Raw genomic sequence first — 23,807 nt, 5'->3', positions numbered from 1 at the left:
TCAACCCTGGCAGGATATGCGTCGCCCATCAACCTGCCGGGCAGGGATTAAAGCGCGACAGCCAGCACTGACGCAGTTCCCTGGCCTGCAGCGAAACGGCGGCCGTGTCGCTGGCATGGAAGCCATGAAAGGCACCGGGCCAGACGTGCAGCTCCACGGCAACGCCGGCACGGATCAGCCGTTGTGCATAATCGAGGTTCTCATCCAGAAACAGGTCCAGCGTGCCGACGCCGATCCAGGCAGGGGGAAGCCCGGCAAGGTTGCTGGCGCGTGCCGGTGCGGCATAAGGCGAGATCGTTTCGCTGCCGGGTTCCTCGCCCAGCAGGGCGGTCCAGCCAATACGATTGTATTCGCGCGTCCAGACAAACTCGCCAGTCACGGGATTGGGATGTGTTTCCGTCACCGTGCGGTCGTCCAGCATCGGGAACATCAGATTCTGGAAGGCCAGTTTGGGGCCATTGCGATCCCTTGCCAGCAGCGCCAGCGAGGCGGCCAGTCCGCCACCGGCGCTGTCGCCCATTAAGCCGATATGAGCCGGATCGATGCCCAGCCTGTCGGCCTGGCTTACCATCCAGTTCAGCACCGCATAGCCGTCCTCAAGCGATCCGGGAAACACCGTTTCCGGGGCCAGGCGATAGTCCACCGAGACCACCACGCAGTTCTGGCGCAGCGCCGTGGCACTGGTCAGTGAAAGCGACTGCTCCGGGCTGCCGAACAGGTGACCGCCGCCATGAATGTGCAAAATGCCCATGCGCTTTTCGGCGGCGGTTACGGGCGTTATCACACAGACTCTGACGGGGGGACGATCGGGAAAATCAATCTGCTGCTCATGGATGTGAAGCCCAAGGTCGCGATAAGACTGAACCTGCTTAACGGCAGCATCCTGACGCTGTTGGCGCAGTGCCACAATCGTTTCAGGCGTAATTGCCAGCGGCGCGCTGTTTGCGAGAATGGGAAGTAACTCGGGATCGACTAAATGCAGCGTGTTCAAATCATTCCTCTCCTGAGGCTTAAGTGGCATTTGCCCGCTCTTTGCCCGTTAGCAGGCAAAGAGCGATAGCGGTGATGCTTAATCGTGCGCCGGGCGTTTTTGGCCCGTCAGAAGTTGTTCAAGCACGTCGATACGATGCCGTTGAGGCGTCGTAATGGCGTAGAAGCGCTCCTGCAGATCCGCAGACTGGCCGACGGTGACGAGCAATCCGCTACGCAGTTCATCCTGAACGACGACCTCGGGCAATACGGTGAGCCAGCCGCTGTCACGCGCGATCAGACGCAGCATCGCCATGTCATCGACTTCAGCGCGCACTCTGGGCCTTACGCCCGCTGTGGAACACAGCGCATCAAACTGCGCGCGCAAGGCATGGCGTGGGCCGGGCAGGGCAATCTCCACGCCATCCAAATCTTCCGGGATGCGCAGACTGCGCGATGCCCATTTGCTCGCCGGGCCGACCAAAGAGATGGACTGACTGCCCAGAAACACGAAGTGCAAAGGGCGATCGGTATCCACGGGAACGGTTTCATTGGCCAGCACCACATCGAGCTGATGTTGCATCAACCTGACCAGCAGGCCTTCCAGTAATCCGGACTCCAGCGTCAGCACCACACCAGGATCGGCAAGTGCAGGTCGAATCCAGTTTTCCTGATAGTTGCGCGACAGGGTTGCCACGCTGCCCACGCGTAGCCGTGTAACACCGGCAGACCGGCCTTTTAAGCGTCCCAACATCTCCTGACTGAGCCCAAAGATGTTATCGGCATAAGCCATGACCAACTGACCTGTGTCCGTCAGGATCAGGCGGCGGCCTTTACGGATTAACAAACTTTCTCCCAGCCGGTCCTCAAGCTGTCGGATTTGCACCGAAACGGCTGATTGTGAGGTCGCCAGCTCTTCGGCCGCCCGCGTCAGGTGCCCGAGCCTGGCGACTCGCCAAAAATAGAAAAGGTGATGAAAGTTCAGCTGATTGAGATTCATTTGTTCTGTTTTAGGTATCAATTTATTCAAATAAATATATTTTACAGAATATTAACCGTCAAGGAACATAGGCTCAGTCACATTCATAAGGGCTATGCGATGAATATCCTTGAAGTTTTATACCTGGTTTGTTTTTTGGCACCAGCTGTTTTAATGGCGGGCTTAGCAGGGCTGACACGTTTAAGTGGGATGTCTACAACGGCGCTGTGGCGTGTGCTGCAGATTGTGTCATATGGCGCCATTGCCTTCGCAGGCGTGTCCCTTGCCGCGGGCACCAGCGGGGCGCAATGGCTTGGTTTAGTAAAAGCAACGACGTTTGGCCTGGTGCTGGCTTTGCTGGTACAACTGCTTGGCAAAGTCATCGCATCATTTTCTGTGCGTTACCTTGAAGGCGAAGCGAACCAGCGGCGCTACATTGGCGCACTGTCCGCTGTACTGGGTAGTGTTCATCTGCTCCTGCTGGCCGATAACTGGCTGCTACTCATTGCCGCCTGGGCCGCTGTAGGCCTGGCGCTACAGCAGCTGCTTTGCTTCTATCCCGATCGCCCCTTTGCCCTGTTTGCGGCACACAAAAAGTATATTGCTGACCGGATAGCAGACGTGATGTTGCTCGGCGCTTCCGCGCTGGCCTGGTGGGAAGTGGGCAGTTTCTCGCTGTCAGCTTTGTGGGCGCACATTGCCCAGCAGGGGGCGTCCGTGCCCTTGCAGGCGAGCGCCGTTTTGCTCGTGATGGCTGTTATTCTTCGCACGGCCTTGCTGCCGGTGCATGGCTGGTTGATACAGGTGATGGAAGCCCCGACGCCGGTATCTGCGCTCTTGCATGCAGGCGTCGTTAATCTTGGCGGCTTTGTCCTGATTCGCTTCGCCCCGATGTTAGAACAGGCAGGCGCTGCGCGCGTGTTGTTACTGATTTTCGCGCTGACGACCGCTGTACTGGCAGGCATTGTCATGTTGACGCGCATCAGCGTAAAAGTACGGCTGGCCTGGTCCACCGTCGCGCAGATGGGCTTCATGCTGCTTGAGTGCGCGCTTGGCCTTTACACCCTGGCAGCTCTGCATCTCATTGGCCATTCGCTCTACAAAGCCCATGCTTTCCTGTCCGCTTCAGAAAGCGTAAGACAAACTCGCCAGCAGACGCTGCACCGGACCTCGTTGCCCGGCACCGTGAGTGTGATGCTCGCCCCAGTGCTGACGATTTCAGCGGTGTTTCTGGTGCTGAGGCTGGCAGATCTGGCCGCCTGGCCCTGGTGGTGGAGCGGGGTGTTGGGCATGGCGTGGGCGCCCTTGCTGTGGTTGCCTGATGCGCAAGACGACGGCGCTTCACCTGCCTCACAGCTTCTTTTCGGGCTCTTCACTGTTATCGGCCTGTCGATGATTGCCCTGTTTCTGCATGCGCTGCCGCTCGGCCTGCAGGATGCCCCCGATGAACGTCTGGGCCTGATCGCGCTGACAGGAATGGCGGCCTTGTATCTGTGCCAGGTGTTGCTGCAAAAGCAACCACAACGCCTGTCGCGCTGGCGTCGCTGGAGCTACGCGGGGTTTTACCTGGACGAAGCCTATACGCGCCTGACGCTGCTCCTGTGGCCAACGACCTGGGCATCCGGCAATGCCACGCCCGTTAAACCTGAAATGCCTGATGCACCTGTTGCTGACAGGCCGCGCTGAATAACACTGACAACCCGGAGCGTTTCCTGATGGATACACTGACCAACAAAGAGAAATCCGTGTCGGCGAGCCTGACGCAATCCGCACGCAATGCAGATTCACGGCAGGCCGCCATTGAGCAAGCTTGCCACCGCGCCTGCCAGGCGATTGCACCGGCATGGCCACTGGATCGCGCCATCGCTGTCAATCCTCATTGGGCGCGTATTGGCATGCCGGTGCGCAGGGTGGCCGCGCGCATGGCTGCGCTAGGCGGTATTCAGGTTTTCCCACCGCGCGATCGGCAGATGCAGGCCTGGCGTGAGGGGCGTATTAGCGTTGCTGATCTCACCCAGGCGCTGCAACAGCTACCTGAGGCGCAAGCGGCCGGCCTGACGGTTGAACAGTGCACGCAGGCGCTGCAAGCAGGTAGTCTGCAAGTACAGTTACCGCTGCTGATCGATGTGCTCGACAACGATCCCCATCGCCACAAAAGGTTATCCTGGCGGCAAGCCATCACGCATCAGGTTAGCCAAACCTGTGCGGCTTACTTCGACGAACATCAGGCGAGCTGGCAGCCTGAGCGTCAGCAGGGCTTATATGCCTTCTGGCTCGACACGCTGAAGCACGACCATGGCATTGGTCTGTTAATGGGCTTACCGAACATCAGGCAGGCTATCAAGACGTTACCGGATAACGCCATGGACGCTGGAGGCTGGGTCATTGAGCGGCTTGGCCTGCCTGAAACCGTGTGGGCAGATTATCTGGAGTCGGTGCTGCTTACCGTTAATGGCTGGGCCTCCTGGTGCGCGTATCTCGGCTGGCAGGCAGGGTTGGCGGGCGGTAAGGATGCGCACCTGCGTGAGTTACTGGCTATTCGTCTGGCCTGGGGCATCATCCTTTTAGAATGCAAAGATGATGCCGCCACCCGGCAAGCATTTGCTTCCCTTCAGCAGGCCTGGGCTCAGGCTCCTCACGTGCTGGAGGAGACCGAATACGCGCTGCGGGTTGACGAAGTGTGGCAGCTGGCGCTGGAGATTGGCTATCAGCGTGAGTTGGCGCATCGGCTGGCCACGGCTAAGGGGCAGGATGTGGACGCTGAGGCGATCGAAGTCCAGGCCGCTTTCTGCATTGATGTTCGCAGTGAACCGTTGCGCCGCGCCCTGGAGGCCGCGAGTCCTGGCGTTCATACGCTCGGCTGTGCGGGGTTCTTCGGCCTTACGGTTGCGTACACGCCTCTTGCTACCCAAGCCCGGCGCCCCCAGTTACCCGGCTTACTTGCGCCTTCCATCGACGTCAACGACCGTATTGTGAGCGCGAATTCGACGCCATCCCGGGCCGATACAGCGCTGCAAAACGCAGCCAGCAGGTCGCGTCAGGCCCGATTTGCCATGGCCGATCAGTGGAATGCCGTTAGCCACTGGCCCGGTGCCGCCTTCTCCTTTGTGGAAGCGGTCGGACTGGGCTACTCCGTCAAGCTGGTGAAGGGGTTACTGCCGGGCAAAAAAGCACGTGCCAGGGACGATCTGGCTGGCCTGGCTGCGCGTTACCGCGCGATCTGCCGTCCACAGTTGGTTGGGCTGAATACAGAGGCTAAAGTTAAGCTGGCGGCGGGAGTTCTTCATGCCATGGGCCTGGCGCAACGTCTGGCTCCGACAGTGCTCCTTGTCGGTCATGGCAGCCAGTCGGCTAACAATGCTCACGCAGCGGCACTGGACTGTGGTGCCTGCTGTGGCCAGACCGGCGAAGTGAATGCGCGCAGCCTGGCCCAGTTGCTCAATGAACCGGCGGTTCGCCAGGGGCTGAAACTGCAAGGCGTGGACGTTCCTGATTCAACGGCGTTCGTGGCTGCGCTGCACAACACGACCACCGATGAAATCGAGTGGTTCGATCTCGACCTGCTGCCCCAGGCGGCGCGTGCACGCTGTGAGAGGATACAACCGATTTTTCATCAAGCCTGCGACCAGGTACGCCGTGAGCGAGCGCCCGGCCTGCAACTGGACCCGCAAGCACGTGAGGATGTGTTACTGGGTCAGTTACGCCGTCGCGCTAACGACGGCGCGCAAACCCGACCTGAATGGGGACTCGCGGGCAACGCTGCCTTTCTGATCGCGTCGCGTCACCGTAGCCGCGGCGTAGTACTGAGCGGGCGCAGTTTTCTGCATGATTACGACGCCAGTCAGGATGTTGACGGTAGCCTGCTCGAGGGTTTAATGACCGCTCCGATGCTGGTTACACACTGGATCAACTGGCAGTATCACGCATCCACTTGCGATCCGCAGCGACTGGGCAGCGGCAACAAGGTGCTGCATAACGTGGTGGGTGGACGCATCGGCGTCTTTGAGGGCAACGGCGGCGATCTGCGCATCGGCTTGTCACGCCAGTCGCTCCACGACGGCGAGCGCTGGATGCACGAGCCGCTGCGCCTGACAGTGGTTATCGACGCACCGCAAACGGCCATTGAAGCGGTAATCGGAAAGCATGAGGTCATCCGGCAACTGCTGGATAACGGCTGGCTCCATCTGTGGCGCTTTGAGGCGGCAGGTTTGGCGCGTTATGCGCGCGGATGCTGGCTCGCACTGGACCTGTAGCGTACCTGAGGTCGTATTCGCCCCGAGCCGTTTGCGCGAAATAGAGCGGCTGCCTGTTCAGGGCAGCCTCTGCAAACGGCTGTTACCGCCCCTGAAGATAACGGATGCCGTGCCGGTACACATCTTCAGCCATTGCCGATGTAAGGGGGATGACAAACGGCCCCAATGCTCTGTCGTGTTTGAGACGCGCAATCCAGGCTTGCTGACCTTCTGCCCCAGATAGGAATTTTACCGAAAATACAGGCTGCTGGATTAAGCCACCCGGCAGAGATCAACCGCGCCCTGCAACGCTGCGTGAGTGCGAGATAATCAGCATCAGGGGGCGTAATTTCTGTGGATGTCGTAGATACCACCGCATCGGCGATCACTTCGCACCAGGCGCAACGCCAGCGCCGCACGACATCAGCTTAAGAATGCGCGCGGGATCGTGTTCGCTGTGCGCGAGGAGGAGACATCCGCCGTTTTCCTGATGCGGATAGCGGTTTTGTTGGCGTCTTCACTGACGCATTAACAGGGAGCAGGGCTGTATGACCGCACAAATTACACATTTACAAATTTAAATGTGTAAATATAATGTTGTCTTTCTTTCTTCTCACAGGATAATTGTTATGTCGTCTCTCTTCGCGCCCCTGACGCTGGGTGATCTCAGCTTGCGTAACCGTATTGCGCTCCCACCGCTAACCCGTTGCCGCAGTGAGCAGCCGGGCAACGTACCTGGCACGATGATGGTGGACTACTATCGCCAGCGTGCCAGTGCGGGATTTATGGTAACCGAAGGGACGCAAATTGAGCCACGCGGGCAGGGATATGCCTGGACACCTGGCATTCACAGCGAAGCACAAATCGCGGGTTGGCGAAAAGTAACCGACGCCGTTCATGCAGAAGGTGGGATCCTCTTTTGTCAGCTCTGGCACGTTGGTCGCGTATCGCACAATGAACTGCAGCCCGGAAAGCAGCCACCTGTTGCACCGTCAGCCGTTGCCGCCAGCGGCGTACGGGTGTTTATCGAAACCGGGCCTGGTGCCGGTATTCTGACGGAACCCAGCATGCCGCGCGAGTTAACCACATCGGAAGTGAAAGCGATTGTGGCGATGTACCGTACGGCGGCGGAGAATGCCAAAAAAGCGGGCTTTGACGGTATCGAACTGCATGCCGCCAATGGTTATCTGATCAATCAGTTTATTTCTGAACATACTAACTTCCGCACCGATGAATATGGCGGTTCGCTTGATAACCGCCTGCGCTTCCTGCGTGAAGTTACCGAGGCCGTGAGTTCGGTGTTTGGCAGTCATCGTGTCGGCGTGCGTTTCGCGCCTCTGTTCTCAAGCACAGAGGAAGAGCGCGTTTATCTGGGGCTGGTGGAGAGCGATCCGCAGGCTACCTACCTCCGTGCGGCCCAGATGTTGAACGCGCTCGAAACGGGATATCTCTCCATCGCCGAAGCTGACTGGGACAACAGCCCGGATATGCCTGAAGATTTTCGCAAAGCGCTTCGCGAAGCCTTCCGTTCGCCCATTATGTATTCGGGCCGTTACACCAAAGAAAAAGCCGAGCGCATGCTGGAAAAGGGATGGGGAGATCTGTTTGGCTTCGGGCGCACGTTTATCGCTAACCCCGATTTACCGGCGCGTTTCAAAATGGGCTATCCGCTGAACGACGTCGATAGCGCCTCACTGTATGGTGGAAGCCAGAAAGGCTATACTGACTATCCTTTTTATTCTGCTTGAGGTTTGAAGACGGCATGACACCCGAAAATGCCATTAAATTACTGGCCAACCCGACACGGGTTGCGGTGCTCAAATGGCTTAAAAGCCCTGACGAAGCCTTTGCTGATTATTCTCAGCTCTATCCCTTCGATCAGTACGGTGTCTGTGCCAGTCTTATTCAGGACAAAGCGGGCCTTTCACAGCCCGCTACCTCACTGTGTCTTAAAGCGCTGCATGATGCCGGTCTGCTTGAGGCCAGTAAAGTAGGAAAATGGACCTACTATCGCCGACGCGAACAGGCGGTATGCGAGATGAATGAGGCGATTATCAGGTCTCTCCAGCAGCTGTAGGCGGCTTCTCAAAGAGGAGTGACCCTCTTAAAACCGTGCGTCAGACATTAAAATCACCCGCTTATGCGCACCTTCGCTTGCGGTGCAACGCTCACAGACTCGTGGAGAAACGTTCACAAAGCGCCCACAGTGGACTGAATGGATGCCGGAAGAGCAGGGGATACAGGCCGTTAACGTTTAATGTATGGTCAGATAAAACGTTAACCGTACCGCGATATTGCCTGTCGCTTTCAGGCCGCGTCCGGGCAGGGCAGGCTGAGAACCATCACCGTAACAGATTCACCCGCTACGAGACGTTGTTCACGTTCTTTCCAGCCTAAATTCCGGTATAGCGCCTGCTTGTCAGGCGTATAGAGCCAGAGTTCAGAAATATTTCTTTTAGTAGCTAATTCAACGATGCGTTTTATTAATGCAGAGCCTATCCCCTTGCCACGATGCGTAGAATGGGGAATCACTTCGCCTGACCAGTAGATGCGCTCAAGGTTATCTCCAGGTTCATAACATATAAGGCGACCAGCTCCCAGCAAACTAACATAATACGATGTAAGTAAGTTACCCTCCAGGCACGGAGGGGACCGCCTAAAGCGTCGCGAGGTCCGCTATGAGCGAGGAGCGGACATTCAGGACCTTGTTTATCGGGAAGGTTAATCTGATTAACCCAACATAGGCATAGATGATGAAGTTGACCAAAAAGTAGGTTATCAATACGCTGTCGCTGCCACTTGTATCGCCCAGCCCCTCACCTGATGTTCTCGCTGCTGATAGAAGATTACGAACAATTCTAAGCACCAATAAATGGGGGCTGACCAAGCTGCTTGACCGTGAATTATTTCCGATCCTCTTCAAGTACGATAGATTTTAGCAGAAACGGATTCGATGAATAATGCCGCAGTGAGTACTGCGACATTATGAGGCTGCTAGTTCTGCCAGTCATTTAAAGCAGGAGGGAGGAAAGGAGACTCATGGGATGTATACTCAAACAAGCTGCTCCTTGCATCATTCCAAGCCTGAATGATTTCCTCCGAACCATGCATCTTCCTTAATGTGTTTATAATGTGATCATAGGTGTTATGGTGTACTGGAGGTGATTTGACCATTCGGTCATTGATGTTTTTATAAAACACAGACATCATCTCTTCACTTACTATAATTTCATTACCTTTATGTTCACAAAATTCACTTTTCAGAAAATTATGGGAGTACATGTAATAAAACGTATCGGGAATTTTCTTTAAAAATATATGAATATAGCGTTGCGGGATGAATTTTTCCATTTCTTCAACGAGAAAATCTTTAAAGATACGATTGGCATATCTAACGAACAACGGCAGCCAGTTATCGCAGATTACATCTTCAGTAGCTCGACTGAACAACGTTTCCCATACGAGAGGAAGATATTCGGGATTGGAATCCTGATAAAAGTAAAATAGGTAGTCAAAAATTTTCTGCAATCGCGATTCATCCGATACGTTGATAACCTCACAAAGCAATTCCTCCTTATCCTCAAAAAACATCAGAACATAATCAAACGCCATAGGTGCATAAGGACTTAACTCATCCATGACAAGCATCTTTATCAATGCATGCTGTAACTCTGAGTTAATATGATATACGTCGCATGGAATAGAATGGGTTGCGACCAATGCAATGGCCTCAAATAATGCAGGTTCAAGAGATATTATTGCCGCGACCGAAAGCGCGTTACCTTCATGATTGGGTAAAATTTTTTTTACAAGCTCACGGGGGATATTTGACATTATGAGAATGGCCGCCAATATCCACCGATTGTCCGGACCTCCCTTGGTTAACACCGCACCGACTGCTGCTTGTTCAGCAGATGTCAATTGTTTCCAGGCGTAAACAAGGTCTTGTACTATTCTCATCCTGTCATTGGTACTGCATAGTGCTAACAAGCGTTCAATCAAAGAAAGTCTTCGCGATAGCAGCGATTCTGATATTTCAATACCTAGCAGTGCATTAGTTGCATTTAAAGCAAAGCTATCCCTGTAAAACCTCAGTTTTTCAAGTAATGTAACCCAGCTTGTCAGCACGTCCATCATTTCATCAGGTGTAAGTTTTTGCTGAGCTTCTTCGACAACATGAGCGAGGCGTGCAAAACTTAAATGCACGGTTGCTGTCAGAGAGGAAAGTGCGATAGGAAATAACCGAGCAAAGACCTGCCAAGGGGGGGTATCTCCTGTAGCATGCTCTCGTTCAAATATAACCAGCAATTGTATGATGGCATTTGCCAGAACTGGTTGAGATGCGATGCGTTCAAGTGCATTCAGAACGTAATGTTGCCTTTCTGCGGAGTACAGATGCCATCCCTTCATAGCCGACTGGAAGACAGATTCTGCAACAGCTGGGTGTGTTTCATTGAATATTCGCTCAAGAATATCAAAATCATTTTCTCGGTTAATACGCATCCATAGTTTTGCAGCCAGTGCACGAATAAACCGCTCATTTACACTCAGCAACTTAGCCATGAGTTTGTGATCGAGTCTCTCCCGTGACGTCTCCAAGTGATGAACAATGTCATAAGCGTCTTTGGAAGTGAGGATGACATCCAAGCCTGACGCAATTTCATCTAGAAGAGTTTCAACGTGTTGCTTGTCATATTCATGGAACCATCTCGTACTAATGATGAGTTCACTGTTCATCGGGTACCAGGGCTGTCCATTTTCCCACTGAAGAACTGTATGGCTGTTGTTGTTAACTTTGTGAGTCCACGATGGCAACTGGTTCTGTATATCCGGACTTAAGGTCGGAGTTTGCTGAATGAGAAAATCAAAGCAGATATCGCGTACGGAAGGGTAGCTTGAATCCAACCCATCGATTGCCATCTTAATTATTAAATCTTTATTTGAAACTGCGTATGTTTGTTGATATATCCAGTAAAGGTTGCTTGCGCTTGCTCTGGCGGTTGATGGCGAAAGACAAAAAATACCTTTGCGTAACGCTCGTTCAATATTTTTAAATTCGCGTCTGCCAGCTTCTCTAAATAGTGATTCAGCGGCAGAACGATAAAATGGGTGTGTAAAATTCGTTCTTTCCAAATCATCTATCTGAAGAATGTGTCTTTTTTCCAAACGGTCAAGATTATCACCATCGCTTGAGGTTAACTCAGGCTCGGGAGTGTATTCAGGGAAGGGAAGAACTTCATCTTCTTCGCGACGCCCAAAAGAATAACCTAATGAGTTTTTAGATACCCCATAGGTTCCTTCACTTTCTTCATTTAAAATCCAGGCTAACTCACGATCGCTGATGCTTTCTAAATGGCTTGTGGATACTGCAAGGCCAAGTAATAGATGTTTATACCCTTCAGCGACCAGTCCGTTAGCCAGGTCACTTGATTCTTTTCGTGCAAAGCGAATAATTTTTTCAGGTGAGTCAAGCGTTTCAAGCCCTGAGTCTGTCATGGCAAGATAACTCAGGCATCCGGGCTCAATATTAAGAAGCCCCTGAAGGATATACCCAGCTATTTTATGATAAAATTCATAAGGTACATGACTTTCATACTGCGCCCAGCAGTTGAGCAAAAAGGAATCGGGGGTTTCACTCAAATCGTTCCAGTGATGTCCAAGGAGCTGTAGGGCGGTTAGTTCGTGCCCCCCATTGAGCTCATACAAGCGCTCTTGCCCCTGCGCGACAATCACTTTTCTGCCTGCGTCGGCATTGTCTATGACTCGTTTAAGCAGCATCCATTTTTCATGCGGTTTGTTGGTTGCATGCGCGCCACCCAGAGGGTCATCGATCAATACAAGTCGATGGCTGCTCACAGGGTCCAGTAAAAAACGCTCAGCCGCATCTGCATCTTGTGTGCGTAAAACGCGGTATCCCTGCTTTTGATAAGTAGCAGCAATCCACCTAGCCACACTGCTTTTCCCTACACGAGGCTTGCCTGAAAGCAGCAGAGCATGTTGATTTTTAAGTATGCTGAGATAATTATCCTCATCTCCACGTAAGGCATATTTTCTGGGCCTGACACACTCAACGGGGTTCTCCTGCAACTTGGCAATAAATTCCGCCATGATATTTTGTTGAGAAGATCTCCCAATCTTCATTACTGACCGGAGACCATTAATCTGTGCATCAAATAAATCATCTGGAACCAAAAAATCACTTCGCAGGATTTGCCTGCAAGCTTCGCTTAGGTCTGTATCTTTGATGCCATCAATGATAATGAGTCGTTTAAATGCTGCGGTGAGGGATTTTCTGTCAATACCCGTTAAGTAGTCATTCAGATATTTTTTTCTTTCAGCCTTAAGATCAGATCCTTTCAACGATTCAGCATGACTCCGCATTGCATCAATCAGCAGTTCGGCTTCCTGAAGTGTGAAATAAATAGTGCTATGTTCTTTGCCACGCCAGTTCCCTCTTGGTATAAACTTCTGAAGAGAATCATTCGCGCGCCCCGACATCACCATGACGGCAAAACGATTTGGATCGTTAACTAGGCGTTCTAGGAAAAAGTGAGTGGGCTCATGTGCTGGAAAATGGCTGAGGCATTCTGCCAAAAGAGGGAGGCCGAAATGCTCTTCAGAACCTTTCACCTGAATCTCATACACAATCTTCGTGCCGTCAATGTCTGCAGATATTTCCGCATCCTCACCCCCTTCGCCTTCAACAATGAGAGTTGCATTCTCAAATTTATAAAAATCCAGCGCAAACTTTATACAAACAAAATCCTGAAAATCGTATTTTGCAGGCCCGATGGTAGCAATTGACATCATTAAATCCTGTTATATAGATAGTACTTTTTTATCGAACTTACATATTTGTCTCATCTTTAAGGAGAAATATGCGACAAATTTATCCATGTAAATCATACCTGATAAAGCTTACCCGAATGTTTCAACTGCATTCATGTTTGAGTAGATAATAAAGAAACCGGTTCAATTGGGCCAGCTATAGTCAGAGCCTGACAGGGGCGGAAAAAGCAATATACAGCCCTAATTTTAACATCACCGTTGATGCCAGTTTCTGGGAGCAGGAGCGGCACGCGCAGATACTTGAAGGGAGCAAGCTTGCCCTGATAAAGAATGCGTGCCGGGAAGAGACTCGATTACCCAACTACGTTTAGCAACGTCCGCTCATGGCACAAAGCGGACATCATTTTCAGCAAGAAAAGTAAAAAGCGAAAGCCGGATTAACGCTCTTCCGACAGTCGGCCTGTGGCAGCAAGAGTCGCACGTCATTAGGGTGATGAATTGATCGGAAGCGGTGGGCCCGGAAAGAGGGTTAGCATTGTACTGACCATCGGTTGTCTCTTCACGCCACTGAATAAAGCACGACCAAAACAGCCGTGCCTTATCAGGCTAAAGGAAAAGGGCTATTGCAGCTTAATGCCTTTCGTTTCGGGTGCCATCCACACGACAACCATCGCGGCGATAAAGGCCACAACGGTAGTCGCCAGCCCTGCGGTAAATCCTCCTATGCTGGCAACATAGCCAATGAGTAGCGGCGCAATAAACCCACCTAAGCGACCGCCGTTATAAGCCAGACCCATTAAAAAGCCGCGTGACTGTGTGTCGCCAATCATTTCGGCAAGGAACGGCCCGGAGCCGGCAAAGATGCCGTTTACACCAAACCCCGCCATAAAGATGGCGGCCATCAGAATCAATGGCTGAGTTGTCGCCAGATACAGGCCGACTGCCACAGCGCCGATAAACAGGTAGATCAAAAACATGGGCCTGCGTCCCCATTTATCTGCCAGGAGTGAAAACACAAGGAAGCCGGCAATCGCACCTGTTTGTAAGGCAAGTACAAATTTCAGGCTGTGCAGGAAATCAAGATGCTTCACTTCACGAAGATAGGTGGGCGTCCAGGTGAAAACCCCCCAGAACAGATACTGAATGAAAAAGATAAAGGTAAAGGCCAGTAACAGTCCTTTGAGGTTTGTTTTGCCCGACCGCGCCGTTTGGGTCGGTCTGTTAATCCGTTCCCGCTGGCGTGCCAGCCACACTGGCGATTCAGGCGTGATATACGCAATGACCATCATGATAAAAACCGGCAAGGCGCCAATCATGAAAAGGTATCGCCAGCCGCCGTTTTCCAGTTTGCCTGTCATCGCCGTGACCAGTGCCGTCAGCCCAATCGCTAAAATGGCCCCCACCGGCAGTCCCATTTGCATCAGTGCACCACCCCGGGCACGGCGTTCAGGACGCCATGTTTCGGCGATGAGTGCTGCGCCAGAGGTCCACATTCCACCCATTCCCAGTGCCCCGCAAAATCGCAACAAAACAAAGGTTTGTTGATGATGAGAAAAGGCCAGGAGTCCTGAGAAAAGCGAATAGATCGTAATACAAATGAAAGCGGTTCTGACTCGTCCGATTTTGTCGGCGACCATCCCGAACAGAATGCCGCCAATGATCTGTCCGCCAGCCGTGGTGCTGATAAACAGACCCAGTTCAGTTTTGCTGACAGCAAACACCACGCCAAGCACAGGCAATAAAAGCGATAGCAAAAATGAGTCATAGCTTTCAAAAGCCCACCCGAGCCCACCCAGCGCGAGCGTTCGTTTTTCTACCGATGTTTGAGAGAGTGTCAGGTTGGCTTCATTCTGTTCCAGTGGATGAGTCTCATGCGGTCTTGATTTGATATTCATCAGCATTCTCCAGGGAAGATAAGCGATAGCTTAACGCTGCGGTGCGCCAGAAAAGATGTGCTTTTTCCTCGACGGACGCGTGCTCCGCCAACCGTTTGCAGGCGTTCCAGAAAACGCCATAGCTGAACATGCCTTTGTCGACCGGAAAATTGCTTGCAAACATACAGCGCCTGACGCCGAACGTTTCGACCAACGTTTCAAACAGTGGCCGCCAGGCGAGACACAGCGCCCGCGAGTCTGGCGGTGTGGCGCTTTGTGCGAAGGGAAAGCCCATGACAGTCATACCAAAGCCGCTGATCTTCATGCTCACGTTTGGCCGTTCAGCCAGAGCGGTAATGGATTTTTGCCACGCCTGAAAGGCGGTATCCCTTTTGCTGGCATAAGGCCCCGTGCCGAGCGGCCCGCCGCAGTGGTCCACAATGATATGAAGATCGGGCAACGCATCTGCCAGCGCAATAATGTCATCAAGCTGGGTGTGGTAAACCCAGACATCCAGCGAAAGTCCGTTCCGGACAAGGCAGGCTGCGCCTTTGCGAAATGCGGTAGTGGTGGCAAGGCCAGCAGGGGGTGTGACAGGGCTTGATACAACGCGAGGATCACTGTGCCAGGCAAGCGGATTACGCAGCCCTCGTAAACGTCCACCAGAGCGCGCCATCATGAGTTCAATGACGGGTTGCAGGTCATCCTCTGCCAGCAAACTGACACCACCCACTATCGCTTCACAGCCTGATGCCTTGCCATAGTGGCCACTGTCAAACATAGCGGCAGCGCCGCTCGCGAACTCAACCTCACCGACTGGCCTGAAGGTTTCTGGTCCGTTACGGCGCAGCATGGAACGGCACTGCACATAAACCGTCGACAGAACCCGGTGTCCGGACTGCTCAATATCGTGGCTGAAATCAGGAACCAGATAACGTCCTGACTGGCGATCCCATAAGTGATGATGAGCATCGACTATCGCCAGATCGGGCATCAACGCTTTTTCGTGATGCAGTGCCAGCCAGTTTTCTCTGACAGGCAAATGCGGTGCATTAACTGTCTCCATCGCTTCCCCTTATGCTTTTTAACCGCGTCTGTTCTGACGTTGCTCACAGGGCTCAGAAGCCAGGCTGAATGCAACTCAGGGTTTACAGGGTAAAACTGTGTTTTACAGAATGAATCGACTATAAAGTCATTTCCTGAGGGCAAGCCAGTAAAAAGAGAATGTTAATCGTGTAAATAAGGTGTTAATCACAAATAGCCTTTATTAACACCAAAGTTGCGTTTCAGAGGGAACATCCAGGTGCAAACTGTACGTATCAATCAGTAGAACATGGGCGAAAAGCGGACGTTGGCCATTCATATATCTACGATTCTTACGTTGACTTGCTTAGATGGATACCATTAATTCAGAGACTAATTGGCATGCTCTGAGGTTGCATATGTTGATTTATAACGTTTTTGGGCGGCCTTTTCGCCGCGCTGCTTCAGCGTGGCCAGCAGCTCTAAGGGATGGGGGGCCGCCTGGCCTGCACCCCAATAATCACAGCAATGCTGAAATATCAATGTCTGCTCCTGGCACAAAGCGACTGTGCGTAGGTGATGTCTGCGATGAGCGAGAATCGGATGTTTTACCCATAAATCATCCTGACGTTTGGGTGGGTCATAAATTGCTTAACGCTACGATAATAAAGCTGGGTTAAACAGGACATCCATTCGGCGAGCGTCTGTTTTTTACGCAACGATTGCCTTTGGTGAAGGAAAAGCCATTATATCTTTTTAGGTTAAAGGATTTTCTATGCGTGATTCTGCAAGCAAATCAATCGGGCTGCTCCTGTTCCCAGCGCTTACTCAGCTTGATCTTACCGCGCCATATGAAGTTTTCGTCAGGGCACCCAATACAAAGGTTCATCTCATCTGGAAAAACCTGGACCTTGTTGTTTCCGATCGTGGTATGGCTATACAGCCAACGACCACTTTTAACACATGCCCACAACTGGATGTAATTTGTATCCCCGGAGGGCCTGGTCAGATAAACCTAATGGATGATGAAGACGTTCTTTCATTTATCCGTTTCCAAAGTGAAGAAGCAAAGCTGGTGACTTCTGTATGCACTGGTTCGCTGATTCTGGGCGCAGCAGGACTTCTGGATGGATATAAAGCAACGACGCACTGGGCTTCTCTGGACCAACTCGCTCTGTTAGGTGCGGAGCCGGTTAATGAGCGCGTCGTCCGTGACCGTAACCGTATAACCGGCGCAGGTGTCACTTCAGGTATAGATTTTGCGCTCACCGTTGTATCAGAAATGCACGGGAGCAGTGTTGCTGAAAATATTCAACTGCATATGGAATATGATCCCGCACCGCCGTTTACCTGTGGCTCGCCCCGAACTGCATCTGAAGAGCAGTTAAAAAAGGCGCGGGAACAAACAGCGCCATTTATTGAAAAGAGGCGACAGGCGACGTTAAAAGCCGCAGCCAGACTACAGAAATAAGGCTTAGCGAAAGAGGGGAGTTCCCTTTTCGACTTTCACTCCCCGCGCCTGGCACAAACCGGACATGTCCATCAGCAACGCCCGCATTAAACCGGGCAGCGGACAACGCGATCTCACGCTCTGCACGAGTGCTTGAAACCTGCCCGGCCAACGGCGCTCATAATGATAAGGCGCATTATTAAGATTATGCTCCAGCCAGATATGTTGAGGATCGGCGGATAACCGATCCTGTTGGCGCGTTATTTAAGATCCAGATCTGCAATCACACCTGCGACATCGGCAATATCTTCTTTCGACAACGGCAGCAGGGGACGAGGCAGACAGTCTGGATCGGTAAGCCCGAGTATGCCTGCTGCAGCGGCGATTACACGGATGCTTCCCCCATGTTTACGAAACAGCGCCCATAAAGGTTCCAGACGGGTAGTGAAGGCAGTCACGCGTTCATGGTCGTTAACTGCGGCGGCCTGCGTAATTTGTTTGGCGGTTTCCGGAAACAGACCACCGCAAACGGAATACCAGACTTCACAACCGGCATTTAATCCCAGCCCGGCACTGGCGTCACCGCTGATGCCAATGGTCATGCCAGGACGAAGATGTTGCCGTAATGCATTGACCCGTTCAGCCGCAGCAACGGGATTATCCGATACGCCTGGAATTTTAACTGAGCGAATGCCCTTCAGTGACGACAGCTGCCCGTGCAGTTCATCTGTGAACGTGAAATGCGTGGTCCGTGGGTTGTCATAAACACAAACCGGGACTGAAACATGTCGGGTAACCGTCTCATAAAACGCATAAACCTCTTCATTACGCAGCGGCTGGTAGCTCATCGCCGGAAGCAGCAACGCATCAGCGCCTGCAGACTGCGCATCTTCAGCCAGATGCAGCACGGCATCGGTGCTCATTGCACCCACGCAAACCATCATGGGGATTTGCCCGGCAATCTGACGGGCGAGCGTTGCGACGCGTTTACGCTTTTCCCTGCTCAAATAGGCATAGCTGCCGGTTGAACCCAGAATACCCAACGAATCGACACCGGCTGCCGTCAGGCGAGCCAGAATCTTAGTCAATCCCTCTTCATCGACACCACGCGCCGTGACAGGTGTTAACGGGAAAGCAGACAAACCGGTAAACATTCAGTTTCTCCAGAGCAGAGTTGAAGGCGTTATTCGCCGATGAGGGTGACGTGACACTGCAGCCGGGCCCCATTTCTTCAGGCCTTCGGTCCGCATCGTTCCCGCGTCATGAAGCTGCTCAGGTGGCATCTGAGGCAGACTTTCCAGAATAAACCACATGTGTTCAGCTTCAACGCTTAAGCGCGTTCTGATTCCCTGCCGCCCGTTGCAGCGACGGCTGGTTAATCGACATTATCGCACCAGACGACTTTACCAGGCGAAGGATATTCCACCGTCAGACCCCTTATTTAAGGGTATCAAAGGGGTTATCGTCACTCTGCAGAACGCCATTCCGGCTTGCTTAGGCTGGCTAAAGTCTGGGACAGCAGATCCTAAGGGTGATGCCTCCACTCATCACATAAGCCCTGGAATGAGCTGCTGAGCGTTATAAAATATCAACATGGATTCGGGGAGGTGAAAGGATCAGTCACACCTAATTTACTGTAGCGACAGACATTCGGATTTATTTCTGTGCTCCTCAATCTCCCTGGCAATGCGGCTTAAATGAAAATACGAACAGCGTGCTCAGACAACATTTTCCCTCAGGCACTTGTTTACCGGGTTACCGCCAGTAAAGCGTTTATGGCGTCGCCCGGCCGCTCGACGAGAGGCCGGGAAATCCGCCATACCCTGAATCACCCGCAGAGCGATTCAATTAATGTGTTGCATCCATCGGTGGAACTCGCAGGATAAAAGCCAGTCTGATTCTGGGAAACATTCATTTCAGTACGTGCATTATCAGAACCTGAGCGTAGCCGTTGCCGTAATTTGTCGCTCCGCGCCGTAAAAACACGCCGTCGTGGCGTAACAGCCTGCGACGTAGTTCTTATCAAAAAGATTGTTAACATTTAAGCCAATTGATGAACCCGGCAGATTGAACCTGCTCAGATCGTACTGGATGACGGCATTCCAGATCGTGTAGGGCTTCACTTTAAAGGAGTTAGCGTTATCACCTTCCGTCGACCCGACATAGCGACTTCCCAGCCCTAACGTCAATCCGCTTAACGCCGTTTCATGAAAAGTGTAGTTTCCCCATAATGCCGCCATATTTTTAGGGATCTCAGCTGGGCGATTACCTTCGTATGAGGTGTCTTTGGTATACTCAGCATCCGTGTAGGAATAGCTGCCGATAATATCCACATTTTCTGTCAGTGCTGCTTTCGTCTCCAGTTCTATGCCTCTGGAGCGTAACTCGCCATTTTGCACTGAATATAAAATATGCTCAGGATCTGACGTCAGATTTTTATCTTTTGTTATCTGGAACAGCGATAAGGTGGCGGAAATCAATTTACCGTCAGGTATATATTTGATTCCGGCTTCATACTGTTTGGCGCGAGATGCCCGAAACATTTTCCCTGTATAATCCGCTCCTGCTGTTGGCAGGAAGGATTCACTGTAGCTAATGAAAGGTGAAAGACCATTATCAAACAGGTAGTTCAGACCTCCTCGCCATGTAAATTCATTATCGTCCTGTTTGGAGGCGGAATTGTTATTAAGGCGATTGACGCTGTCTGCTTCAGACCAGTCATAACGACCACCCAATGTTAATAGCCAGTGATTCCATTCAGCCTGATCCTGCAAATAGAGGCCAGTCTGTTCAAGACGATCGACCTGACTCCTGTAACCGAAATATTGTACAGCGGTATTACCATACACAGGATTAACCAGGTTCAGACTGGATGCCAGACCGAGCGCCTGCCAGACATCATTCCGTGTGCGCCGGTAATCTATGCCCATAAGCAGGGTATGGTCTGTGTTACCTGTAGAAAATTTATTTTGCACCTGAGTATCCATCGCGAAGCTCGATAAATGCTCTTTGGCCGCAAGTGCACCCCGGGTTAAAAAAGAAGGATCAAACGGAGAAACACTGCTTCCATAGATGGTTCGGTAATCCATATCTACCGTTCCGTAGCGCAAGTTCTGACGCACAGTCCAGTTGTCATTAATTTGATGCTCAAAGGTATAACCGACTAACTTCTGCTTACGGGAAATTTTGTTATAACCCGGTTCCCCATCATTAAAACTTGTGGGTAATTTTCCACCCGCACCGCTGGTTACCGTGCCGTCTTTCGGTAAATAGCCAAACCATCCTATATTGGGTTCATCGAGGAAACTGCTTAAAAAAGTAAACTGAGTTTTGTCATCGGGGCGCCATGTGAATGAAGGCGCTAATGAATAACGCTTTGCTTTTTCACCCGTCTGTTGCTGGTCCTGATCGCTGGCAACACCTGTCAGGCGGTAGGTTAATTTCTCGTCATCATCAACCGCGCCGCCAAAATCAAAGCCCGTCTGGAAAAGATTATGGTTGCCAGTTTTAAACTGCACTTCGCGAATGGTCTGCGGAGTGGGGCGCTTACTGACCAGCGCGATAACACCGCCAGGCTCACTCAGACCATACAGAACAGATGCAGGGCCACGCAGCAATTCAGCACGTTCAAGCATGTAAGGATCGACCTGGAAGGAAGTAAAACTGTCGGCCTGAAGTTTGAGTCCGTCCAGATAAATATTATCCGAGATCTGGCTGAACCCCCGGATATTGACTGAATTAAAGCCGCTTACCGACCCCCGACTGTCAACCATCACATCTGCAGCGTAACGAAAAGCATCTTTCAGCGTCGGTGGGTCTAGCAAATCCATCTCTTCACGCGTAACAACGGTAATGGACTGAGGCGTTTTACGGAGTGGCGTGTCAGTTTTAGTCGCTGTCGCGCTTCGCTTTGCCACCACAGAGCCTACTGGCCCCCAGGCATTTTCTTCCGGGGGAGTCTTCCCCTCGCTTGTTACAGTGAGGGTATTCTGTTTAGTCGCAGCCACGGCGCTGTCTGCTGACAGTGCAGGGAATGACAGTGAACTCATTAATGCACTAAGCATTACTGCACAAGAACGTGGAATCAGAGCTCTTCGAACTTTCATGTCTGTATGTACTCGTCTAGGTTTAATAAAATACATTTCACTGAAACGAATAAGAGCCAGGTTGCTCACGATGTTTTTTTAAACATCAGTATGCTTTTCATAACGTTAAATCGTACCCGAATGGTCGTATCCACGCCTTCCATGACTTCGTTATCAGTCAATGCCACTTACCCTGCGCTGCAGTGAATTCAGCACCTGTTGCCGCTGCAGTACGCTGACTCCTGACATTTCAATCACATAAGACTCATGTAATTAAAAATAAAAATCATTCTCATTTAACAGCGAAAATCTTTTTTCCGATAGCGAAACACAGACATAAAATTTTTCATTTCAGCCAAAAGTTGCCTGTTTTCTTTACATCAGGGTAAAGACAGATTTAACGACAGAAAACGCGGGCGCACTCGGGCAATCGTTTCGGACAATTAAGGGATGAGTGCCTGTCAGACAGGCAGCTTAAAAGGGGGGAATATTAACGTTGCTGCAGAAAAGTCGGTTCTTTTACGCACTGTCGGTAAGGTAATGGCGCTGACGGTGCGAATCTTTTTCGTCTTACGTGCTGCCGGATGATAAGCAATACCCATCCAGGATCGTTCCCCTTAGGTGCCTCAACACTGTCTTGAATTGCGACGGGAGGTATGTTCAAAAAGAAGTCAGAGATGCTGCCGGAATGTTTCTTGGCATTATGGATTGTTATTGCCCGGCGTCTTCCGTCAGCGCCCGCCTCATACCGATAGCATCGCGCAGGGGATGACCGGTTAACGCAAGGCAGCGCTGTCAGTGCAGAAAGAAGGGTAACGGCTTTAGCGTCGACGAACAGAGTGTGCAATGGATGACGGATCCGGCAGTGCCTTTAATCCAAATAAATTTTGCCGGGCATAATGCCCGAAGCTCCGCCTGTTGCCTTCTCTGTTCTTTCGAAAAGGTAGCGAGCGGGCGGCTTGCCTACTGCTTTTCGAAACATGGTGATGAATCCGCTGGCGTTCTCATAGCCAAGTTCCAGCGCGACTGTCTGAACACTCTCCCCACGGGTTAGCCGTTGAAGTGAAAGGATGACATGTAACTGCCGACGCCAATGACCAAAACTCATTCCGATCTCCTGCAGCATCAGCCGGCTCATGGTTCTTTCACTCATACCGATGCGATGGGCCCATTCGCCCAAAGAGGATTTATCAGCAGGTTCGGCCAGTAGCTTTTCAGCAAGCTGTCGCAGCCTTCGATCGCGTGGCATTGGCAGATGCAGATCTTCTACTGGCGCCGCTGATAATTCATCAAGAAGGGTTGCTATCAAGCGGCTTTCCGGTCCCTCTGTCGGATAAAGCCGCGGTAACCCCGCAGCTTTAAGCAACAACTCGCGCAGGAGTGGGTTTACGGAGAGTGTACAGCAGGTTTTTGGAAGCGCGGGTATCGCCTCAGGTTCAATAAACAGACAGTAACATTCTGTATTTCCAGAACCCCGTGCTGAATGTGGCATGTTGCCCGGTATCCAGACTGCACATTGAGGTGGAACAATCCACATCCCCTCGTCGACCTCACAATTGAGCACACCACGGACTGAATAGAGCAATTGCGACTTACGATGTTGGTGTGTTTCATGTTCCCAGCCATTTGAAATCATGGATGCGCTCAGTGCAAAGATGGGGCGAGGGATACTGTCAATATCAGGCAAAGCAACAGCATTCAGAGAAGATAGCCGGGACATGTATTCAACCTTGGTTTTGAAAGCAGCATTTGGCAATTTTGAATAATATTATGACCAACATTCGCAATGCAGTCTAAAAGGGATTCAGATAATTTCATTTAACAGGGCTGGCGGTTGCCTGGTGCGTTGCGCGTCATGCTACCGAAGCGGCCATTTTTCAGCGCTGCATCAGGAGGGCTGAAAATCTTAATCAACCGATTCACAGGATTATGACTATGCAAATTGACGATGCCGATTTTCCCGTTGTATGGATAAAAATGAATGCTCCTGGAAAGGATTCGGCTGCCCCCGCATTTAATGAATTCGAAGCGTTACTCGCCCGCAAAACACCCTTCGTACTGCTTAGCGGTGAAGGCTTTACTGAAAGCAAACATGAGCATTCCGCCGATGAGATGAAGATGACAACCCGCTGGATGAAAGCGCATAAAAATGAATTAAAAGCCTTTGTTAAAGCGTCAATCCTGATTGAACCCAACACTGTAAAAAGGGCTGCAGCCAGACCTTTCGCCATTATTTATGAAAAATTTTGGGGCTATCCTTTATTGATGGCCGCTTCTAAAGAAGAGGCTTTAGCAACCGCAAAAACATTGCTTTAGGTAAAGCAGAAAAGTATCCCAGTAAAAGAGACCACGACGACAACATCGCTATCAAAGCAGGGGCTGGCTAGGGCTCCCCGGACTGCTGAT

The 23,807-nt window shown here is 51.6% G+C and carries 15 protein-coding genes and 1 pseudogene; 7 read left to right on the top strand and 9 right to left on the bottom strand.

Going from position 1 to position 23,807, the window contains the following annotated elements; all coding sequences use genetic code 11:
- Nucleotides 1–28 precede the first annotated feature (28 nt).
- Both P9J57_RS12500 and P9J57_RS12495 read right to left on the bottom strand, forming a co-directional pair.
- Nucleotides 29–991, bottom strand: coding sequence for an alpha/beta hydrolase (locus tag P9J57_RS12500; RefSeq protein WP_483279240.1), 963 nt, complete (start codon nucleotides 989–991; stop codon nucleotides 29–31).
- Between the two features lie 78 nt (nucleotides 992–1,069).
- Nucleotides 1,070–1,969, bottom strand: coding sequence for a LysR substrate-binding domain-containing protein (locus P9J57_RS12495; protein WP_026020934.1), 900 nt, complete (start codon nucleotides 1,967–1,969; stop codon nucleotides 1,070–1,072).
- A gap of 153 nt (nucleotides 1,970–2,122) precedes the next feature.
- Between P9J57_RS12495 and P9J57_RS12490 the strand changes: the two genes are divergently transcribed.
- The 4 genes from P9J57_RS12490 to P9J57_RS12475 all read left to right on the top strand — a co-directional run bounded on the left by P9J57_RS12490 (nucleotide 2,123) and on the right by P9J57_RS12475 (nucleotide 8,257).
- Entirely contained in the window at nucleotides 2,123–3,634 is a 1,512-nt protein-coding gene (locus P9J57_RS12490; RefSeq protein ID WP_483279239.1) for an NADH-quinone oxidoreductase subunit L, read from the top strand.
- Between the two features lie 29 nt (nucleotides 3,635–3,663).
- Complete coding sequence (locus P9J57_RS12485; RefSeq protein ID WP_483279238.1) at nucleotides 3,664–6,201, top strand: YbcC family protein; 2,538 nt, start codon at nucleotides 3,664–3,666, stop codon at nucleotides 6,199–6,201.
- Between the two features lie 608 nt (nucleotides 6,202–6,809).
- Nucleotides 6,810–7,928 (top strand): alkene reductase, encoded by a 1,119-nt coding sequence (locus P9J57_RS12480; RefSeq protein WP_014606073.1) that lies wholly within the window; start codon nucleotides 6,810–6,812, stop codon nucleotides 7,926–7,928.
- A gap of 14 nt (nucleotides 7,929–7,942) precedes the next feature.
- The gene (locus P9J57_RS12475; RefSeq protein ID WP_014606072.1) at nucleotides 7,943–8,257 is read left to right on the top strand and encodes an ArsR/SmtB family transcription factor; all 315 of its coding nucleotides are present in this window, start codon (nucleotides 7,943–7,945) and stop codon (nucleotides 8,255–8,257) included.
- 230 nt (nucleotides 8,258–8,487) lie between these two features.
- Here the strand turns inward: P9J57_RS12475 and P9J57_RS12470 are convergent, their stop codons facing one another.
- From P9J57_RS12470 to P9J57_RS12455, 4 genes are all read right to left on the bottom strand, one after another.
- Nucleotides 8,488–8,784 carry a GNAT family N-acetyltransferase gene (locus P9J57_RS12470; protein ID WP_246871198.1) on the bottom strand — a complete coding sequence of 99 codons (297 nt, stop codon included), beginning with the start codon at nucleotides 8,782–8,784 and terminating at the stop codon, nucleotides 8,488–8,490.
- 390 nt (nucleotides 8,785–9,174) lie between these two features.
- Complete coding sequence (locus P9J57_RS12465; RefSeq protein WP_483279237.1) at nucleotides 9,175–12,990, bottom strand: nSTAND3 domain-containing NTPase; 3,816 nt, start codon at nucleotides 12,988–12,990, stop codon at nucleotides 9,175–9,177.
- A 599-nt stretch (nucleotides 12,991–13,589) separates the two neighbouring features.
- The gene (locus P9J57_RS12460) at nucleotides 13,590–14,864 is read right to left on the bottom strand and encodes an MFS transporter (protein WP_064373604.1); all 1,275 of its coding nucleotides are present in this window, start codon (nucleotides 14,862–14,864) and stop codon (nucleotides 13,590–13,592) included.
- Nucleotides 14,839–15,909, bottom strand: coding sequence for an amidohydrolase family protein (locus P9J57_RS12455; RefSeq protein ID WP_013025464.1), 1,071 nt, complete (start codon nucleotides 15,907–15,909; stop codon nucleotides 14,839–14,841). Before P9J57_RS12455 ends, P9J57_RS12460 begins: the two co-directional genes overlap by 26 nt.
- Nucleotides 15,910–16,641: 732 nt before the next feature.
- Here P9J57_RS12455 and P9J57_RS12450 point away from each other — a divergent pair.
- A complete protein-coding gene (locus P9J57_RS12450; RefSeq protein ID WP_029569894.1) occupies nucleotides 16,642–17,337 on the top strand; it encodes a DJ-1/PfpI family protein in 696 nt (231 codons plus the stop codon).
- A gap of 239 nt (nucleotides 17,338–17,576) precedes the next feature.
- Here P9J57_RS12450 and P9J57_RS12445 read toward each other — a convergent pair whose 3' ends face one another.
- Nucleotides 17,577–18,470 (bottom strand): dihydrodipicolinate synthase family protein, encoded by an 894-nt coding sequence (locus tag P9J57_RS12445; RefSeq protein ID WP_029568680.1) that lies wholly within the window; start codon nucleotides 18,468–18,470, stop codon nucleotides 17,577–17,579.
- Nucleotides 18,471–18,886: 416 nt separating this feature from the next.
- Between P9J57_RS12445 and P9J57_RS12440 the strand changes: the two are divergent.
- Nucleotides 18,887–19,168: pseudogene (locus P9J57_RS12440) on the top strand (IS30 family transposase); the annotation flags it as partial.
- A gap of 79 nt (nucleotides 19,169–19,247) precedes the next feature.
- On the opposite strand, the gene fhuA reads toward P9J57_RS12440, so the two are convergent.
- The gene (gene fhuA, locus P9J57_RS12435) at nucleotides 19,248–21,422 is read right to left on the bottom strand and encodes a ferrichrome porin FhuA (protein ID WP_105079508.1); all 2,175 of its coding nucleotides are present in this window, start codon (nucleotides 21,420–21,422) and stop codon (nucleotides 19,248–19,250) included.
- Between the two features lie 850 nt (nucleotides 21,423–22,272).
- Nucleotides 22,273–23,121 (bottom strand): AraC family transcriptional regulator, encoded by an 849-nt coding sequence (locus P9J57_RS12430; protein ID WP_014593501.1) that lies wholly within the window; start codon nucleotides 23,119–23,121, stop codon nucleotides 22,273–22,275.
- A 215-nt stretch (nucleotides 23,122–23,336) separates the two neighbouring features.
- Here P9J57_RS12430 and P9J57_RS12425 point away from each other — a divergent pair, with 215 nt between their 5' ends.
- Nucleotides 23,337–23,717 carry a hypothetical protein gene (locus P9J57_RS12425; protein ID WP_024471859.1) on the top strand — a complete coding sequence of 127 codons (381 nt, stop codon included), beginning with the start codon at nucleotides 23,337–23,339 and terminating at the stop codon, nucleotides 23,715–23,717.
- Nucleotides 23,718–23,807: the final 90 nt, after the last annotated feature.

The organism is Pantoea sp. nfd-35 (assembly GCF_056892255.1).
The sequence above is the reverse complement of the archived record's forward strand: the minus strand, read 5'-3'. Positions and strand labels throughout refer to the sequence as shown.

Bases quoted from the DNA above. Each gene is read 5' to 3' on its own strand.
- P9J57_RS12495 (WP_026020934.1), bottom strand. From the start codon at position 1,969: ATGAATCTCAATCAGCTGAACTTTCATCACCTTTTCTATTTTTGGCGA.
- P9J57_RS12490 (WP_483279239.1), top strand. From the start codon at position 2,123: ATGGCGGGCTTAGCAGGGCTGACACGTTTAAGTGGGATGTCTACAACG.
- P9J57_RS12485 (WP_483279238.1), top strand. From the start codon at position 3,664: ATGGATACACTGACCAACAAAGAGAAATCCGTGTCGGCGAGCCTGACG.
- P9J57_RS12480 (WP_014606073.1), top strand. From the start codon at position 6,810: ATGTCGTCTCTCTTCGCGCCCCTGACGCTGGGTGATCTCAGCTTGCGT.
- P9J57_RS12475 (WP_014606072.1), top strand. From the start codon at position 7,943: ATGACACCCGAAAATGCCATTAAATTACTGGCCAACCCGACACGGGTT.
- P9J57_RS12465 (WP_483279237.1), bottom strand. From the start codon at position 12,990: ATGATGTCAATTGCTACCATCGGGCCTGCAAAATACGATTTTCAGGAT.
- P9J57_RS12460 (WP_064373604.1), bottom strand. From the start codon at position 14,864: ATGAATATCAAATCAAGACCGCATGAGACTCATCCACTGGAACAGAAT.
- P9J57_RS12455 (WP_013025464.1), bottom strand. From the start codon at position 15,909: ATGGAGACAGTTAATGCACCGCATTTGCCTGTCAGAGAAAACTGGCTG.
- P9J57_RS12450 (WP_029569894.1), top strand. From the start codon at position 16,642: ATGCGTGATTCTGCAAGCAAATCAATCGGGCTGCTCCTGTTCCCAGCG.
- P9J57_RS12445 (WP_029568680.1), bottom strand. From the start codon at position 18,470: ATGTTTACCGGTTTGTCTGCTTTCCCGTTAACACCTGTCACGGCGCGT.
- fhuA (WP_105079508.1), bottom strand. From the start codon at position 21,422: ATGAAAGTTCGAAGAGCTCTGATTCCACGTTCTTGTGCAGTAATGCTT.
- P9J57_RS12430 (WP_014593501.1), bottom strand. From the start codon at position 23,121: ATGTCCCGGCTATCTTCTCTGAATGCTGTTGCTTTGCCTGATATTGAC.
- P9J57_RS12425 (WP_024471859.1), top strand. From the start codon at position 23,337: ATGCAAATTGACGATGCCGATTTTCCCGTTGTATGGATAAAAATGAAT.